The organism is Paenibacillus sp. FSL M8-0334, from assembly GCF_038000405.1.
Classification (GTDB): domain Bacteria; phylum Bacillota; class Bacilli; order Paenibacillales; family Paenibacillaceae; genus Paenibacillus_AQ; species Paenibacillus_AQ campinasensis.
In genome coordinates this window covers 381,523-398,113 of sequence record NZ_JBBOCH010000001.1, presented here as the reverse complement: position 1 = coordinate 398,113, position 16,591 = coordinate 381,523, and the positions used below count along the sequence as shown (strand labels likewise).

The following is a 16,591-nucleotide window of genomic DNA, read 5'->3' as shown; positions in this document are numbered from 1 at the left end:
CCGCTGTTATAATACAGTTAAGCCGACATTCTAAGAAGTGCCTGCGAATGGATCGGACCAAGGGTCTCACCATAATCTTTCCCCGCCCTTGCTCCGCTTCATCGATTGCTGGATTGCTGCGATCCGGCCGGGCACTTCTCTTTTTTTTGCCGACAGAGGCAAACATTGGACGAAGCTATGGGCTTTCTTGTATGATGGGAGCATAAGAATGCTTGAAGGGGGACTTTCGAATGGATTGTCTTTTTTGCAAAATTGTGAAGGGTGAAATTCCATCAAACAAGGTGCTGGAAAATGATAACGTACTTGTGTTCCACGACATACAACCTGCGGCGCCTGTCCATGTGCTTATCATTCCGAAGAAGCATATTGCGTCGATGAACGATGCGGCGGACGAGGATTTCGCCCTGATCGGGGAGATGCACCGGGCCGCGCAGCAGGCAGCCGCGGAGCTGGGCATATCTGACAGCGGATTCCGCCTGATTAACAACTGCGGCCGCGATGGGGAGCAGACGGTGTTCCACCTGCATTATCATCTGCTCGGAGGGGCGAGATTGGGCGCGCTGACTGGCCTTTCTTCCTCTCACGGCTAATCTGAGTTAAGCTCGTTTAGTAGACCCTGGAAAGTCCGAACAGGCTGCCGGGGTTATTCCTGATGAGCCGGGGTTTAAAATAAAGCGCCCAAGGTTGACACCATATTTCAGTTTGCCCTATAATGAAGTTTGATGAACCGTGTTATTGCTCTTGGACGGTCTGGTCGGAGGGAGGGAAAACTGGTGTCTGAAACTAAAGTTCGCAAAAACGAGACAATTGATGCTGCACTTCGTCGCTTCAAGCGTTCCATCGCTAAGGATGGCGTATTGGCAGAAGTGAAGAAACGCAAGCATTATGAAAAGCCAAGCGTAAAGCGCAAGAAAAAGTCTGAGGCTGCTCGTAAGAGAAAGTTTTAGGAGGATCTGAACTAGCATGAATCTTAGCGAACGATTGAACGAAGATATGAAGCAAGCGATGAAGAGCAAAGACAAGTTCAAACTCTCCACGATTCGAATGGTTCGTTCGACGATAAAAAATCTTGAAATAGATTTGAAAAGAAGTTTGGATGACAGCGAAGTGCTTGATATTATAAGTCGTGAAATCAAACAGCGCAAAGATGCCCTCCAAGAATTTGATAAAGCGGGTCGTGACGATCTTGCCAGCGAAGCCAAAGCAGAAATTGAGCTTCTTAGCTCCTACCTCCCGGAACAGCTTACTGAAGAAGAAATTAAAGTCATTGTACAGCAGACCATCCAGGAAACCGGTGCTTCTTCAAAAGCCGAGATGGGTAAAGTAATGAGCGCTCTCATGCCGAAAGTCAAAGGGCGTGCAGATGGAAAGCTAGTCAATCAGGTTGTTCAACAATTTCTGTAACAACATAAGTGAAACACTCCTTGAATGCTCAAGGGGTGTTTTTTCTTTATAAACGGTCTGTTGCATGCGCGGTTCGACAGGGTAATCATGGCTGCACAAGCGAGGGAACGGTCCGGCTGTTTTTAATGGGTGATGTCAGGGTAATCTTTTTGAAACGAAAAGGGATGTAATCCGTAATATATGCCATAAGGCGGGAAGTTGCCACATACATTTATCCCGGGGAAGCAACACATATTATGCTTGTGAGTGGTGGGTGAACCTGTCAAACTATATGAAAAGGGAGGGGGAAAGATATTGAAAGCTGAACATGCGTCATCACGAATGCGTTTACGGCAAATCGCAGCCATGCTGTTGCTGGCTTTGATTACGATTGTGTACATAGGTCCTTTGAAGCCTGCCTCGGCCGCCAATATCGGCTCGGTATATGTCATTCCGGTTGACCAGCAGATTGAGCGTGGATTGACCAGCTTTATGGTCCGTGGCTTCAACGAGGCCAAGCAGATGGAAGCCGGGCTGATCGTACTGGAGATCAATACGCCGGGCGGACTTGTAGACTCGGCAGGCGAGATCGCCGAACTGATGCAGAGCACCACAATTCCGATTGTCGCTTACATTACAGGCGATGCGGCATCGGCGGGCAGCTATATCGCGCTGAACGCGGACAAAATTGCCATGGCGCGCGGCAGTATGATCGGCGCTGCCTACATGGCCGATATGATGGGCAATCCGGTAGAGGACGCGAAGATGGTCTCGTGGTGGAAAAGCAAGATGGCCAGCGCAGCCCAGGCTGCAGGGCGCGATCCCAAAATCGCCGAGGGCATGGCCGATCTTAACATCACGGTAGAGATGCCAGAGATCGGGAAGACCAAATCGCCGGGCGAAATTATATCGTTAACGGCAGAAGAAGCATTGACGCTCGGCTATGCCGACACCATCGCTTCAAGCACGGAGGAAGTTATCACCTGGATGGATTACTCCACTCAGGATGTGTTCCGCATGGAGCAGACGTTCTCTGAGCGTCTGGCCTCGTTCTTGACACATCCAGGTGTGATGACACTGCTGCTCTTTATCGGAATCGCAGGCGTCCTCATTGAAGTGATTGTGCCGGGCTTCGGTGTGCCGGGAATCCTTGGCGTTACGGCCTTTGTGCTCTATTTCTTCGGCAATTACGTAGCCGGATTTGCAGGCTGGGAGACCTGGCTATTGTTTATCATCGGGATTGTGATGCTGGCGATGGAGCTGTTCGTCCCAAGCTTCGGCATTCTCGGCATCATCGGTTCGGCTAGCCTTATCGTGGGCGTTGTCCGGGCAGCCTACAGCACGAAGCATGTCGCTCTGTCTCTGGGCATAGCCGCTGCGTCCGCGCTAGTGGCCGTGATCGTGGTTGCCTTAGTGTTTAAGGAGCGGGGCATTTGGCGAAAATTCATCCTGTCGGATAGCTTGACGAAGGAACAGGGCTACATTCCGAACGAGGAGCGAGGCACCTTGGTCGGTCAGGTTGGCGTCAGCCTTACGCCACTGCGTCCTGCCGGTACGATGGAGCTGGAGGGGCGTCGGCTTGATGTGGTCACCCTTGGCGGCTATGTTGAAGCCGGAAAGTCCGTTCGCGTCGTTCATACCGACGGGACAAGAATTGTGGTTGAGGAAGAAAAAGGGTGAACTGTGCCTCATAATTGTGTAGTATTAAAAGAGCCAAGCCGGGCAGCAAGGCCCGGGTAAGAATTTAAACTTGATGTGGAGGGTGAACTACATGGAATTTGATGGGTCTTTGGTTACAGTTTTGTTGATCGGGGTTCTAGCGATCATTGTGCTCAGCGTATTCTTCAGCTTCTTCCCGCTGATGCTCTGGATTTCGGCGCTCGCTTCCGGCGTGCGCATCGGGATTATTACGCTTGTTGCTATGCGTTTGCGGCGTGTTACGCCAAGCCGGATTGTGAATCCGCTGATCAAGGCAACAAAAGCAGGGCTTGGATTAACCATTAACCAGCTTGAAAGTCACTACTTGGCGGGCGGTAACGTTGACCGGGTAGTCAACGCTCTGATCGCAGCTCAGCGTGCGAACATTCCGCTGGAGTTTGAACGTGCGGCTGCCATCGATTTGGCCGGACGCGACGTGCTGCAGGCGGTGCAGATGAGCGTTAACCCGCGCGTTATCGAAACGCCGGTCGTTGCTGCGGTAGCGAGAGACGGGATTGAAGTTAAGGTAAAAGCACGCGTAACCGTTCGCGCCAACATCGATCGACTCGTCGGTGGTGCCGGTGAAGAAACGATTATTGCCCGTGTCGGCGAGGGGATCGTTACGACGGTCGGCTCCAGCGACTCGCACAAGGATGTACTGGAGAATCCGGATCTCATCTCCAGAACCGTATTGTCTAAAGGTCTGGATGCCGGTACGGCATTCGAAATCTTGTCCATTGATATCGCGGACGTCGATGTAGGTAAGAACATCGGTGCATACCTGCAGACCGAACAGGCGGAAGCCGACAAGCGGATTGCTCAGGCGAAGGCCGAGGAGCGTCGCGCAATGGCGGTTGCCCAGGAGCAGGAGATGAAGGCTCGCGTTGTGGAAATGAGAGCGCGCGTGGTGGAATCCGAATCGCAGGTGCCGCTGGCTATGGCTGAAGCGCTTCGCAGCGGACAGCTTGGCGTCATGGATTACATGAATCTGAAGAACATCGAAGCTGATACTCAAATGAGAGGCTCCTTCGGTAAAATGGGTGAGAACACGGATAACTCCGGCAACAACGGCTCCAAAAAATAATGAAAGAGCTGAGGTGAGCCGATATCATGAGTTGGATACTTGAAAATATCTATATCGTCGCGGTTATCGCCTTCTTTCTGATATCAGCGCTCGGCAAGCGAAATAAGGGCAATGAGAACAGATCCCCTCGCGTGCCGGGCTACGGAGGAGAAGGGGAGCATCGGGAGGCTTCAGGAAGGGCTGATGCTTATCCTGAAACATCCTATGGAGATGCCGGGCAGGATGGGTATGAGGAAGATCGCGGGAACGGGTATTCTCTGGAAAATGAGGAGCTCAACCGGGGCCATCAGGGGATGCACCGAGAGCCTGACAGCATGGATCGCCGCATGCAGATGATGCAGTCGGATCTGGACCGCATTCACTCCCAGCTGGACCGGATTGGTCTGGATGTGCCGGAAACGATTCTGGAGGTTACCGATACGGATGAGCAGATCGGAAGCCGTAGAAGCGAGCTTGCCGAGCAGGCCAGAAACGGCATAGTATGGGCAGAAATTTTGGGCCCGTCTCGCGCAAAGCGGCCGCTCGGGCGCCGTTAGAATCTGAAAATCCCAGCCAGTATGTCAATATACAGCAGTTTCCGCTTAAGCTGAATCTGAGGTCATTTCGGACCGACTCGACCGCCTTGTCACATGGTGACAGGGCGGTTTTTTTGTATGTACAGGCCCTGTTGCTAGTCCCGATTGGCAGGGGACGATCTTGCTTGGCACAGGCGGAGCAGAATGGGCACATCGTCTGGAACCTTTTGCAGCTTCGATCTCATAAAATGGTGGTGTTCGGCATATGGATTTACAGTACAGGAAGGAGGAAGGCCTTCATATGTCCCGCATCAGCCGCAAGCTGCAAAATTTGATGCAAGAAGTGCTGGATCTGCCCCAGGATCTGATGTTCGATTTGCCAAGGTTGACGCTGATCGGCAATAAGGAGCTGCATATCGAGAACCATCGCGGGGTGCGCCATTTCTCCGATGAACGGCTAGTGCTTGCTTTGTCGCAAGGGTCGTTGGAGATTTCAGGGGCCGGTCTTTCGATTCAGGCGATTCAATCTCATGAAGTGACCGTCATGGGTACCATTCATCATATTCAGTATTCAGAAACGGGGGAGAAACCGTGAATATTCCGACAATGATAACGGTACGGGGATATCTTAAACTGGCCGTCCGCGGAGAGCGTGTGGAATTGTTTATCAACGCGTTGACGGAGGCGGGAATCCCGGTTTGGGATGTCAAGCCGACCGGAATGCATGCCGCGGAGATCAAGCTGCTTCTCCGGGATTTCTGGAGCCTCCGTCCCCTTCTTAAGCGGACAGGCTGCCGGACGAAAGTGATCGAGCGGAACGGGTTGCCCTTCCGCGCCCGCAATCTGTGGAGGCGAAAAGCTTTTGCTCTCGGGCTTGTACTGTTCTTTGCGCTGTTAACCGCCTTGTGCTCGATGGTATGGGATGTTCAAGTGGAGGGGAATGAGACTATAGCTGATGAGGATATACTGGCGGCTGCACAGAAGGAGGGGGTTTATCCTTTTCAGTGGATTTTTCGTCTTCAGCCGATGGACAAGCTGTCAACGAACATGACAGCCCGGCTGCCCGAAGCGTCCTGGGTTGGCGTTGAGCGCACCGGTACCCGCATCCGAATCCAGATCGCAGAAGCGGACATTCCCGAGAAGCCGCCGCTGATGAGCCCGCGACATCTGATCAGCACCAGAGATGCTGTGGTAACCCGCATATACGCCGAGAAGGGTCTGCCCAAGGTCCAGGTCAACAGCCGGGTGAAGAAGGGCGACATCCTCATATCAGGCGTTCTGGGCGATGAGGAAAATTCGCAGACCGTGGTGGCCAAGGGAGAGGTCAGAGGGCTCGTATGGCATGAATATGACATCGAAGTGCCCCTTGTCAAAAAACATAAGGTATACACCGGTCAAGACAAGGAGCGGGCTTACCTGGTGCTGGGAGATCGCGCTATCCAGTTGTGGGGGTACGGGGATATCGCCTATGCCAAGCACGAGATGCTGACCTTCTACGACCCGTTTACGTGGAGAACACGCCAACTGCCTTTCGGATGGATGACCGAGAAAATTATGGAGGTGACCGAGGTACAGCAGACCATCACCGCCGAAGAAGCCAGAACCGAGGGGATCGAAGCTGCAAAAAGGGATATTTTAGCAAAATATGGGGCGGATTCGCGATTTGTGACCCAAAAAATTTTGCATGATAAGAACGAGAATGGTAAAGTTTATATGAAAGTGCTTTTCGAGGTGGAAGAGACCATCGCGAAAGAACTTCCCATAGTATACAATCAAGGAGAATGAGGCTATTTGTCAGAGCAAAAGACCAGCATTCAAATTTTACTTCAAAGTGCGTCAGAAGGTCTGTCCCTATTTGGACCGCAGGATACGTTTCTGAAAATTATCGAAGAGGAAATTCCCGCCACGATCGATTCGCGGGAGGCTGTCATTACCATTCGGGGCAATCAGCGCAACGTCGAGAGCCTGCAGCAGCTGTTTGAGGTGCTGCTTGAACTTGTCCGCAACGGGTATATACTTACCGAGCGCGATGTGCTGTATGCTGCCGAGCTTGCCAAGGATCTGCGGGCAGATCAGCTTCTTGATCTGTTCAAGGGTGAGATCACAACCACTTACAGAGGCAAGCCGATTCGGGTCAAAACGATCGGACAGAAGCATTATGTGACGACGATCAAGAAACGGGACGTTGTGTTCGGAATAGGTCCTGCCGGAACGGGAAAAACCTATTTGGCGGTTGTGCTGGCGGTTGCTGCGCTCAAGGAAGGTTCTGTGAAACGGATTGTGTTGACCAGACCAGCGGTTGAAGCAGGAGAAAGCCTGGGCTTTCTTCCGGGAGACCTGCAGGAGAAGGTTGATCCTTATTTGAGGCCGCTATATGATGCTTTGTATGACGTCATGGGACCGGACCAGGTGGCCAAGGCGCTGGAACGTGGATTGATTGAAATTGCTCCGCTCGCTTATATGCGTGGACGGACGCTTGATGATTCGTTTATTATTTTGGATGAAGCGCAAAATACGACGCCGGAGCAGATGAAGATGTTTCTGACCAGGCTCGGATTCGGCTCGAAAATGGTCATCACCGGGGATGTCACCCAGATCGACCTGCCGCGCGGCAAAAAATCAGGTCTTGTAGAAGCCCAGATTGTGCTGAGCGGGATTGAGGAAGTCGGATTTGTAAGGTTTGCTGAACAGGATGTTGTACGGCACTCTTTGGTACAAAAAATAATCGTTGCATATGATAAAGCTGCAGAAAACCAAGATTAAAAAGGGGATTGTCGCTATGGCCTCCAAAGAACCATCGACGGACAAGTCCATACGGGCGAAAAACAATGGCTGGAAATATAGCGTGGCAACACGCTATATTCTGTTTTTGCTGCTCGCGCTCATTTTTTATATCAGTCTATCTTCCAAGCTGCTCCCCGAGCGCTATGATATTCAGGTAGGAACACGCAGCGAGAAAAGCATCACCGCCCCGATTCAAATCGAGGATAGCAAAGCTACGCTGAAAGCGCAGGAGGAAGCCGCAGAGCGGGTTCAGCCGATCTATACATACGTGCCGCTGCGCAATGATGTGCTGGTTACCCAGCTGCTGGAGCGGATCGAGCGGCTCAATCAGGACACGGATATTTCCACCCAGGACAAAATCTCCATCTACCGCGAGGAAATTCCACGGCGAGTGGATGACTTCGTTAAAAACTTCGTGTCCGCCAACCGGGGAAATGATGCGTATTCATCCGAGCTTCTGGAAGAAATGCTGCGTGTGATTGAACAGCAGACCTACCGGATCCCGGAGGAGACCTTCATTAAGATTCCTAGGCTGGATTCCGAGGATATCAGCCAGATGAAGGTGGTCGCTCGCGATATCGTGTCCAGTCTGATGAATGAAACGACCGATGCGCAGACGCCGCGGGCCAAGGTGGCGGAAATGGTCAGCACCAGCTCGCTGGACGACCGGACAGCGCGCGAGGTCGTTCAAGAGCTGGCGAGAGTGTCGATTACCGCCAACAAGTTCATGGATGAGGAAGCGACCAAGGAAGCGAAGGTGGAAGCCCGTGAGAATACGCCGCCTGTATTTATCAAGCAGGGCGATATTCTCGTGGAGCGGGGACAACTGATTACGCCGGAGCTTTATGAGCTGCTCGGGAAGAACGGGCTGCTCAAGGATGAGGTCAATTATTGGCCGGAGCTTGGGCTGCTGATATTCTCGATACTGCTGTCGCTCGGCATCTTCATGTTCATCAGGCAATCCAACGCTGGATATTTCAAGTTCAACAACTCGCAGCTGCTGATGATGGTGCTTATCTATGTCATTACACTGGTGTCGATGCATTTGGCCGGCTACCTGCAAAGTGACAGCCGGACCTATGTGGGATACCTGGCTCCGGTTGCTGTAGGCGCTATTCTGCTCACGCTGCTGCTGGAGATGTCATTGGCCTATTTCAATGTCATTATTTTCACCATTCTGGCCAGTGTCATTCTGAACGTCCAGCAGGGCGAGATATTTGATTTCCGTTTCGGCCTGTTCGCGGCCATCACGTCCTGTGTTGCGATCTTCTCGCTGCATCGGGCGAGTCAGCGCTCTACGCTGCTGAAAGGCGGAATCATGGTGTCTTTGTTCGGCACGCTGACCGTCTTTATGATGCTGCTGATCAAGGACGGGGAATGGACCGGAACCGAGACGCTGTATTCGCTCGGGTTTGCGTTTGCCGGAGGGCTGCTGACCGCCATCCTCGTGATCGGGCTCATGCCGTTCTTTGAAGTGACCTTCGGCATATTGTCTGCCCTCAAGCTGGTTGAACTGTCCAATCCGAATCACCCGCTGCTGCGCAAGCTGCTGACTGAGACGCCGGGAACGTATCATCACAGCGTGATGGTCGGCAATCTGTCGGAGGCGGCTGCGGAGGCGATCGGAGCCGACGGACTGCTGTGCAGAGTCGGGTCGTTCTATCATGATATCGGGAAGACAAAACGTCCGATTTATTTCATCGAGAATCAGAACAACATGGAGAATCCGCACGACTCGATTGAGCCGAAGCTCAGCAAATCCATCATTGTGGCCCACGCCAGGGACGGGGTGGAAATGCTGAAGGAATATAAGCTGCCGAAGCCGATTCGGGACATCGCGGAGCAGCATCATGGCACGACCTTCCTGCATTACTTCTATCACAAGGCGCTGAGGCTGGCGGAAGAGCAGGGGGTCGAACCGGATTTCACCGAGGATGACTTCCGTTATCCGGGGCCGAAGGCTCAGTCGAAGGAAGCGGCGATCGTGGGCATTGCCGACAGCGTTGAGGCAGCGGTACGCTCGCTTCGCAAGCCGACGGTGGAGCAGGTAGAATCCATGATTGAGAAGATCATTAAAGGCCGCCTGGATGACCATCAGTTCAATGATTGTGATCTGACGATGAAAGAGCTGGACATTATAGCAAAAACATTAAAGGAAACCGTGATGGGCATCTTCCATTCCCGGATTGAATATCCGGAGGAAGTGAAGCGTCCGAATCCGAAGCCGGCTGCCGCTGAGGCGGAAGCTGGGCCGGATGGGGAGGCGCCATCCGCGTCGGAAGAGGACAAAAGAAGGAGCGTTTAGGAATGAGCCTGAAGCTGGTATGGAATAATGAGCAGGAACTATACGAGATACCCGAGGAATGGATCGTGATGCTGGAGCGGGTTTTGCAAAAGGCTGCGGAATCCGAAGGCGTCACGGAGGGCGAGGTCGATCTGACCTTTGTCGATGATGAGCAGATCCATGAGCTCAATCGGGAGTATCGCGGCATCGATCGGCCGACCGATGTATTGTCCTTTGCGATGCATGAAATGGCTGGCGACGAGCTGGAGATTATATACGAGCTGGACGAAGAAGATGAGGAAGCGCCTGTTCCGGATGCGCTCGGTGACATCGTCATCTCGATTCCGCGAGCCAAGCAGCAAAGCGAGGAGTACGGGCATTCGCTGGAGCGCGAGCTGAGCTTCCTGTTTGTCCACGGCTTCCTGCATCTGCTCGGCTATGATCATCAGGATGAGACCAGCGAAGCGGAGATGATGGGCAAGCAAGAGGCGGTTCTGGCAGCGCTGGGACTGACAAGATAGTGAAGCCGCACAGACATTCGTTGTATCGGACATTTGCCAATGCCGCTGCGGGCGTCGTGCATGCTTTCAAAACCGAACGCAATATGAAAATTCACGCTGCTGCTGCATTGATGGTATTCATTGCAGCAGCTTTGCTGCAGTTAGACCTGATCCGCTGGCTGTTCCTGCTGTTGGCCGTAGGGCTGGTCTTTACCGCTGAGCTGATCAATACGGCGATTGAAGCGGTCGTGGATCTGGTCTCTCCGCAGGTGCATCCTTATGCGCGGATCGCCAAGGACACCGCAGCAGGCGCGGTGCTGGTCGCCGCCATTGTGGCAGTTGGCATCGGCATTGGGGTGTTCTATGAGCCGATTAGAGGCTGGATCGGTTCATTATTGTAATGTTGCAGCCGGTTGATTCAGCTTTACCTATTTGAAGGGGGAACGATCCATGATCGAAGCGGGAATGTTGATGCAGGAAGCGATTAAAGCAAGGAGCAGAGCCTATATTCCGTATTCGAAATTCGGAGTAGGCGCTGCGCTTCTGGATGCGGAGGGTCGAGTTCATTTGGGTTGCAATGTTGAGAACGCAGCTTACAGCCCGACCAACTGCGCGGAGCGAACCGCTTTGCACCGGGCCATAGCCGACGGACACCAGCCTGGAAGCTTTCAGGCGATCGCGATTGTCGGTGATACGGATGGCCCATGCGCGCCTTGCGGGGTGTGCCGCCAGGTGCTGGTGGAGCTGTGCAAGCCGGACATGCCGGTATTTCTCGGCAATATGAAGGGAGATATTCAGGAGACCACGGTCAGCGAATTGCTTCCGGGCGCTTTCGGGCCTTGGGATTTGGAGAAATAAAACAACCAGGAATAGTGACACAGGAATATAGCGGAGGAATGTTATGCAGAACAAATCATTTAAATCGGGGTTCGTAGCCATTATCGGCAGGCCGAATGTCGGCAAATCGACGTTGATGAACCAGGTCATCGGACAGAAAATAGCCATTATGTCGGACAAGCCCCAGACGACGCGCAACAAAATTCACGGCGTATACACAACCGAGGATTACCAGGTCGTATTCCTGGATACGCCAGGTATTCATAAACGTCAATCCAAGCTCGGGGACTACATGAACCAGACTGCGCTGAGCACCCTCGGCGAGGTCGAAGCCGTGCTGTTTCTGGTGGATGCTTCGGAAGGCATTGGAGGCGGAGACCGCTATATTGCCGAGCAGCTGAAATCGATTCGGACGCCGGTCATTCTGGTGATGAACAAAATTGACAAAATCGAGCCCACGGCGCTGCTGCCGCTGATTGAGGAATACCGGGGACTTCATGATTTTGCGGAGATTGTCCCGATTTCGGCGATGCTCGGAAACAATGTCAGCACGCTGCTTGATCAGATTCGAAAGTATCTTCCGGATGGGCCGCAGTACTATCCTGAAGATCAGGTTACCGATCATCCGGAGCAGTTCGTATGTGCCGAGCTTATTCGTGAGAAGATCCTGCACATGACGCGGGAAGAGGTGCCTCACTCCATTGCGGTCACCATTGAAGATATGCGTGCCCAGGAGAATGGAACGGTGTACATTTCAGCTGTCATTTATGTGGAGCGGGATTCCCAGAAAGGGATCATTATCGGCAAGCAGGGCGCTCTGCTGAAACAGGTAGGCAAGCAGGCGAGAGAGGATATCGAGCGTTTGCTCGGTTCCAAAATCTTTTTGGAGCTGTGGGTGAAAGTTAAAAAAGACTGGCGCAATCAGGAACGGGTTCTTCGCGATCTCGGTTTTCATAAGGGACAATAAGAATCCGATCATCCACCGGGGCTATCGGGCGAAGCATGAGCCTGCCAACAATTGCATTTCATAAATTTGCGCCGGACGCACATCCTATTTTCGAAGATGCAGACGTCATTTCCGAAGAAAGGATGAATACGAATGCGAGATTTTTCGTGGAAGTATTTTACGATGACTGGAGATGTCGATGCTTATTTGCTGTATAAAGAAGTAGCCGGTTCAGAGCCGGAGCTTGCAGCGGCGTTCGCAAATGAAGAGGCGGTCCCGGATGAAGAAGACGAATAACCACTGGTTGCTTCAGGAATGGTTGGGGGAAGAAACATGCTATATCGGGCGGAAGGGATTGTCATCCGCAGCATGGACTACGGTGAAGGGAACAAAATCATTACGCTTTGTACCGAAAAGTGGGGGAAGGTAGGCGTGCTGGTCAGGGGAGCGAAGAAGGTGAAGAGCCGGCACGCAGCCCTGACGCAGCTGTTTACTTATGGCGAGTACGTATTCTTTCGCAACGGAACGGGACTTGGTACCTTGAACGCCGGGGAAATTATCGAGTCTCATCATTCCCTGCGTGAAGATCTGATCAAAGCGGCCTATGCTTCTTATGCCTGTGAGCTTCTGGACCGTGTGCTGCAGGATGAGGAGACGGGCGCTTTTTGGTTTCATCAGCTGAAAGCTTGTCTGATGTCGTTAGAGGAAGGGAAGGATCCTCAGGTTATCAGCAACCTGTATGAGATGAAAATCCTTCAAACGGCAGGCTATGGTCCGGAGCTTGAGGTGTGCGTATCATGCGGTCAATCGAGACCGGATGAGGACATGCTGCTCAGTCCCCATTTAGGCGGAGCGCTGTGCCGCCACTGCAAGCATTTGGACCCGCCGGCCATGAATATTTCGGTCAGGACGCTGGGGCTGCTGCGGCTGTTTGCTAGGCTGGATCTCAGGCGGCTCGGCAATGTGGATGTCAAGGACAGCACCAAAACGGAGCTGAAGCAGGCGATGCGGGCTTTGATGGATGCGCAGCTCGGACTGCGGCTGAAGTCGCGAAATTTTCTGGACCAGCTTGACAAATACAACATTTGACGTGAAGATAAGTTTAAGGTATTATAACTTTTACAGTTTACCTAATGAAGGATTTGGCAACAATCCGAAGCAATTGAATAACATGCGTTGAACGGGAAAGTAGTGAATTGATTGATCCTCTAGCGAGCCGGAGATGGTGAGAGTCCGGTGGATGATGTTCATGAACATGGCACCCGGGAGCATGATGCAATGCATAAAGCGGGCTCTGCAAGCTGTTGGCTAGGAAGCGACAGTTCAGGGCCAAGTAGGGTGGAACCGCGGGAAGCGTCAGCTCTCGTCCCTACGTCTGTACAACAGGCGTAGAGATGAGAGCTTTTTTGTTGTGCAGACTCGTACTTTGAGGATGATTGCATCGTCGAGCGGCGGTTCTCAGCCGGCAATCCTTATGGTGTGGCGGATCAGCTTCCCATGAGGCACGCTGCGGGAGCGGCAGTATCGAGATTTGCAACTCCGGAACCAAGAAAGGAGTAAAATCATGAATTTCCAACAGATGATTTTGACGCTGCAGCAATTTTGGGCAGAGCAGAACTGTATCATCGTACAGCCTTACGACACGGAAAAAGGTGCGGGGACGATGAACCCGATGACGTACCTGCGCTCCATCGGTCCTGAGCCGTGGAATGTCGCATACGTGGAGCCTTCCCGCCGACCGGCCGATGGCCGCTACGGGGAAAACCCGAACCGGTTGTACCAGCACCATCAATTCCAGGTTATTTTGAAGCCGTCGCCGGACAACATCCAGGAGCTCTATCTGGAAAGTTTGAAGCGTCTTGGCATCGATCCGCTGGATCATGACATCCGCTTCGTGGAAGACAACTGGGAAGCGCCGACGCTGGGCGCATGGGGTCTTGGCTGGGAAGTATGGCTGGACGGCATGGAAATCACCCAGTTTACGTATTTCCAGCAGGTGGGCGGCATTGATGCGAGTCCGGTAGCCGTAGAGATTACATACGGGATGGAGCGGCTTGCATCTTACATTCAGGATAAGGAGAATGTGTTCGATCTGGAATGGGTGGATGGCATTACTTACGGAGACGTGTTCCATCAGCCGGAGTTCGAGCATTCCAAGTATACGTTCGAAGTTTCGGATGTGAAAATGCTGTTTACCTTGTTCAACATGTACGAGGAAGAGGCTAACAAAGCGATGAACCAGAACCTGGTCTTTCCGGCATACGACTATGTCCTGAAATGCTCGCATACGTTCAACCTGCTGGACGCCAGAGGAGCGATCAGCGTGACGGAGCGCACAGGTTACATCATGAGAGTCCGGAACCTGGCACGCCAGGTAGCGGCCACGTATTTGGAGGAGCGCGAGAAGCTGGGCTTCCCGCTGATCAAGAAAGGGGGCGCGGAGCATGTCTAAAGATTTGTTGTTTGAAATCGGGCTGGAGGAAGTGCCGGCCAGATTCCTTCGTGCTGCCATGGAGCAGCTGAAGGACAAAACCTTCCAATGGCTGGAAGCTTCCCGCATACCGTTCGGAGAGGTGCAGGCTTACGCAACGCCTCGCCGGCTTGCCGTATGGGTGCGTGATGTCGCGGAGAAGCAGGAGGATGTCAGCGAGGAAGTGAAGGGACCATCCCGGAAAATCGCGTTGGACGAGAACGGGCAGTGGAGCAAGGCGGCGCTTGGTTTTGCAAGAAGCCAGGGCGTAGAGCCGGACAGCTTCACCTTCAAAGAGCTTGGCGGTGTAGAATACATCTACGTTACGAAGAACAGCGCCGGCGTTCAGACCCAATCGATTTTGGCTGAAGGGCTGCTCGGCGTATTAACGTCGATGACCTTCCCGAAAAATATGCGCTGGGGCGGTCATGAGTTTAAATTCGTGCGTCCGATCCGCTGGCTTGTCGCTCTATTTGGCAGCGAGGTTATCAACCTTGAAATTACCGGCGTTCCATCAGGTAACGTAACCCGGGGACATCGCTTCCTGGGCGGTGAGGCGGTTATTCGTGAGGCTTCGGCTTATCGCGAGACGCTCCGCAGTCAGCATGTTATTGTTGATGTGAACGAACGCGAAGAGATGATTGTATCCCAGATTCAGGCACTGGCCAAGGAGAAGGGCTGGAATATCGCCATTAAGGACGATCTGCTGGAGGAAGTGCTGTTCCTGGTTGAAACGCCTACGGTGCTGTACGGTTCCTTCGATCCGTCCTTCCTGGAAATTCCGCAGGAGGTGCTCATTACCTCGATGCGCGAGCATCAGCGCTATTTCCCTGTTCTGGACAGCCAGGGACAGCTGCTGCCGTACTTTGTTACGGTACGAAGCGGGGACAGCCGCTCGCTTGAAGTGATTGCCAAAGGAAATGAGAAGGTGCTGCGCGCCCGCTTGTCAGATGCGAAGTTCTTCTATGAAGAGGATCAGAAGCTGCAGATCAAGGACGCCCTTTCCAAGCTGGAGAGCATTGTATTCCATGAGGAGCTGGGCACGATCGGAGACAAGGTGCGCCGCATTCGCCGCATTTCCGATGCGCTGGCTGCGAAGCTGAACGCTACCGGGGATACCGCCGATTCGGTGAGCCGGGCCGCAGATATTTGCAAATTCGACCTCGTAACCCAGATGGTCTACGAATTTCCGGAGCTGCAAGGCGTGATGGGCGAGGATTATGCCCGCAAGGCTGGAGAGAAGGAAGAGGTGGCCAAGGCGGTATTTGAGCATTATCAGCCGCGCTTTGCCGGGGATGCGGTACCGACGACACAGGTGGGCTCCATCGTCAGCATAGCGGATAAAATCGATACGATTGCAGGCTGCTTCTCCATCGGAATTATTCCGACAGGGTCGCAGGATCCGTATGCGCTGCGCCGTCAGGCTCAAGGGATCGTTCAGATCATACTGGAGCACAAGCTGCCGATCACGCTGTCGGAGGTGTTCACGATTGCGCTCGACGTGCATCAGAACATCCGGGCGCTGAAGCGCTCGGCGGACGAGATCCGCAAAGACTTGTACGAGTTCTTCGGGCTGCGTGTGAAGAAGCTGCTGTCCGAGCAGCAGCGGTATGATGTCGTGGATGCCGTCATTTCCGCTGGCTTCGACCAGGTGGTTTCGGTGGTTTCGCGCGGGCAAGCCTTGATGCAGGCCGTCACGGAAACCGATGATTTCAAAACGACGGTTGAATCGTTCAACCGGGTCAGCAATCTGGCTGCTAAAGCCGGAAAAGCAGCGGTGAATCCGGAGTTGTTCGTGGAAGCCGAAGAAGGGCGTCTGTATGAGGCGTGGAAGACGGTCCGCGAGCCTTACCTGGCTGCGCTTGAAGCAGCAGACGGCGTGCGCGCACTGGCCCTGCTTGGCGATATGAAGGCGCCGATTACCGGCTTTTTCGATTCGGTGATGGTTATGGCCGAGGATGAAGCGGTCCGGACGAACCGGCTGGCGCTGCTGTCAGGCATTGACAGCGACCTTAAAAAGTTTGCGGATTTCACTAAATTGGTGTGGTCATAAGAGCTGCGCAACCATTCTTCGGAAAGCAGAACGAGCG

Annotated in this window: 18 protein-coding genes; all 18 read left to right on the top strand. The window is 53.1% G+C overall.

The features are described from left to right. Positions 1 to 230: 230 nt before the first annotated feature. Positions 231 to 590 (top strand): histidine triad nucleotide-binding protein, encoded by a 360-nt coding sequence (locus tag MKX64_RS01840; RefSeq protein WP_095263114.1) that lies wholly within the window; start codon positions 231 to 233, stop codon positions 588 to 590. A gap of 183 nt (positions 591 to 773) precedes the next feature. Further along, on the top strand, positions 774 to 947 hold the full coding sequence (gene rpsU / locus MKX64_RS01835) for a 30S ribosomal protein S21 (RefSeq protein WP_005547957.1): 174 nt from the start codon (positions 774 to 776) through the stop codon (positions 945 to 947). Between the two features lie 16 nt (positions 948 to 963). Continuing rightward, positions 964 to 1,404, top strand: coding sequence for a GatB/YqeY domain-containing protein (locus MKX64_RS01830; RefSeq protein WP_095263115.1), 441 nt, complete (start codon positions 964 to 966; stop codon positions 1,402 to 1,404). 345 nt (positions 1,405 to 1,749) lie between these two features. Continuing rightward, positions 1,750 to 3,063 (top strand): NfeD family protein, encoded by a 1,314-nt coding sequence (locus MKX64_RS01825; protein WP_413773583.1) that lies wholly within the window; start codon positions 1,750 to 1,752, stop codon positions 3,061 to 3,063. Between the two features lie 91 nt (positions 3,064 to 3,154). After that, on the top strand, positions 3,155 to 4,165 hold the full coding sequence (floA, locus tag MKX64_RS01820; protein ID WP_095263117.1) for a flotillin-like protein FloA: 1,011 nt from the start codon (positions 3,155 to 3,157) through the stop codon (positions 4,163 to 4,165). Between the two features lie 26 nt (positions 4,166 to 4,191). Further along, entirely contained in the window at positions 4,192 to 4,701 is a 510-nt protein-coding gene (locus MKX64_RS01815; protein WP_095263118.1) for a hypothetical protein, read from the top strand. Between the two features lie 280 nt (positions 4,702 to 4,981). After that, positions 4,982 to 5,275, top strand: a complete 294-nt coding sequence (gene yqfC / locus MKX64_RS01810; protein ID WP_095263119.1) for a sporulation protein YqfC — start codon at positions 4,982 to 4,984, stop codon at positions 5,273 to 5,275. Continuing rightward, positions 5,272 to 6,465 carry a sporulation protein YqfD gene (yqfD, locus tag MKX64_RS01805; RefSeq protein WP_095263120.1) on the top strand — a complete coding sequence of 398 codons (1,194 nt, stop codon included), beginning with the start codon at positions 5,272 to 5,274 and terminating at the stop codon, positions 6,463 to 6,465. The genes yqfC and yqfD overlap by 4 nt, the downstream gene beginning before the upstream one ends. Positions 6,466 to 6,471: 6 nt before the next feature. Continuing rightward, positions 6,472 to 7,443 (top strand): PhoH family protein, encoded by a 972-nt coding sequence (locus MKX64_RS01800; protein ID WP_095263121.1) that lies wholly within the window; start codon positions 6,472 to 6,474, stop codon positions 7,441 to 7,443. A 16-nt stretch (positions 7,444 to 7,459) separates the two neighbouring features. Further along, positions 7,460 to 9,769: an HD family phosphohydrolase gene (locus tag MKX64_RS01795; protein WP_095263122.1), complete on the top strand. Its 2,310-nt coding sequence runs from the start codon at positions 7,460 to 7,462 to the stop codon at positions 9,767 to 9,769. Positions 9,770 to 9,771: 2 nt separating this feature from the next. Continuing rightward, positions 9,772 to 10,269 (top strand): rRNA maturation RNase YbeY, encoded by a 498-nt coding sequence (gene ybeY / locus MKX64_RS01790; protein ID WP_095263123.1) that lies wholly within the window; start codon positions 9,772 to 9,774, stop codon positions 10,267 to 10,269. Continuing rightward, on the top strand, positions 10,269 to 10,649 hold the full coding sequence (locus tag MKX64_RS01785) for a diacylglycerol kinase family protein (protein ID WP_095263124.1): 381 nt from the start codon (positions 10,269 to 10,271) through the stop codon (positions 10,647 to 10,649). Before ybeY ends, MKX64_RS01785 begins: the two co-directional genes overlap by 1 nt. A gap of 52 nt (positions 10,650 to 10,701) precedes the next feature. Then, positions 10,702 to 11,106: a cytidine deaminase gene (gene cdd / locus MKX64_RS01780; protein ID WP_095263212.1), complete on the top strand. Its 405-nt coding sequence runs from the start codon at positions 10,702 to 10,704 to the stop codon at positions 11,104 to 11,106. 43 nt (positions 11,107 to 11,149) lie between these two features. Continuing rightward, the gene (era, locus tag MKX64_RS01775) at positions 11,150 to 12,052 is read left to right on the top strand and encodes a GTPase Era (RefSeq protein ID WP_095263125.1); all 903 of its coding nucleotides are present in this window, start codon (positions 11,150 to 11,152) and stop codon (positions 12,050 to 12,052) included. A 132-nt stretch (positions 12,053 to 12,184) separates the two neighbouring features. Beyond that, complete coding sequence (locus MKX64_RS01770) at positions 12,185 to 12,328, top strand: YqzL family protein (RefSeq protein WP_095263126.1); 144 nt, start codon at positions 12,185 to 12,187, stop codon at positions 12,326 to 12,328. A 36-nt stretch (positions 12,329 to 12,364) separates the two neighbouring features. After that, positions 12,365 to 13,120, top strand: a complete 756-nt coding sequence (gene recO / locus MKX64_RS01765; RefSeq protein WP_341035250.1) for a DNA repair protein RecO — start codon at positions 12,365 to 12,367, stop codon at positions 13,118 to 13,120. Positions 13,121 to 13,595: 475 nt separating this feature from the next. Next, positions 13,596 to 14,483, top strand: a complete 888-nt coding sequence (gene glyQ, locus MKX64_RS01760) for a glycine--tRNA ligase subunit alpha (protein ID WP_095263128.1) — start codon at positions 13,596 to 13,598, stop codon at positions 14,481 to 14,483. Beyond that, positions 14,476 to 16,554: a glycine--tRNA ligase subunit beta gene (glyS, locus tag MKX64_RS01755; protein WP_341035249.1), complete on the top strand. Its 2,079-nt coding sequence runs from the start codon at positions 14,476 to 14,478 to the stop codon at positions 16,552 to 16,554. The genes glyQ and glyS overlap by 8 nt, the downstream gene beginning before the upstream one ends. Positions 16,555 to 16,591: the final 37 nt, after the last annotated feature.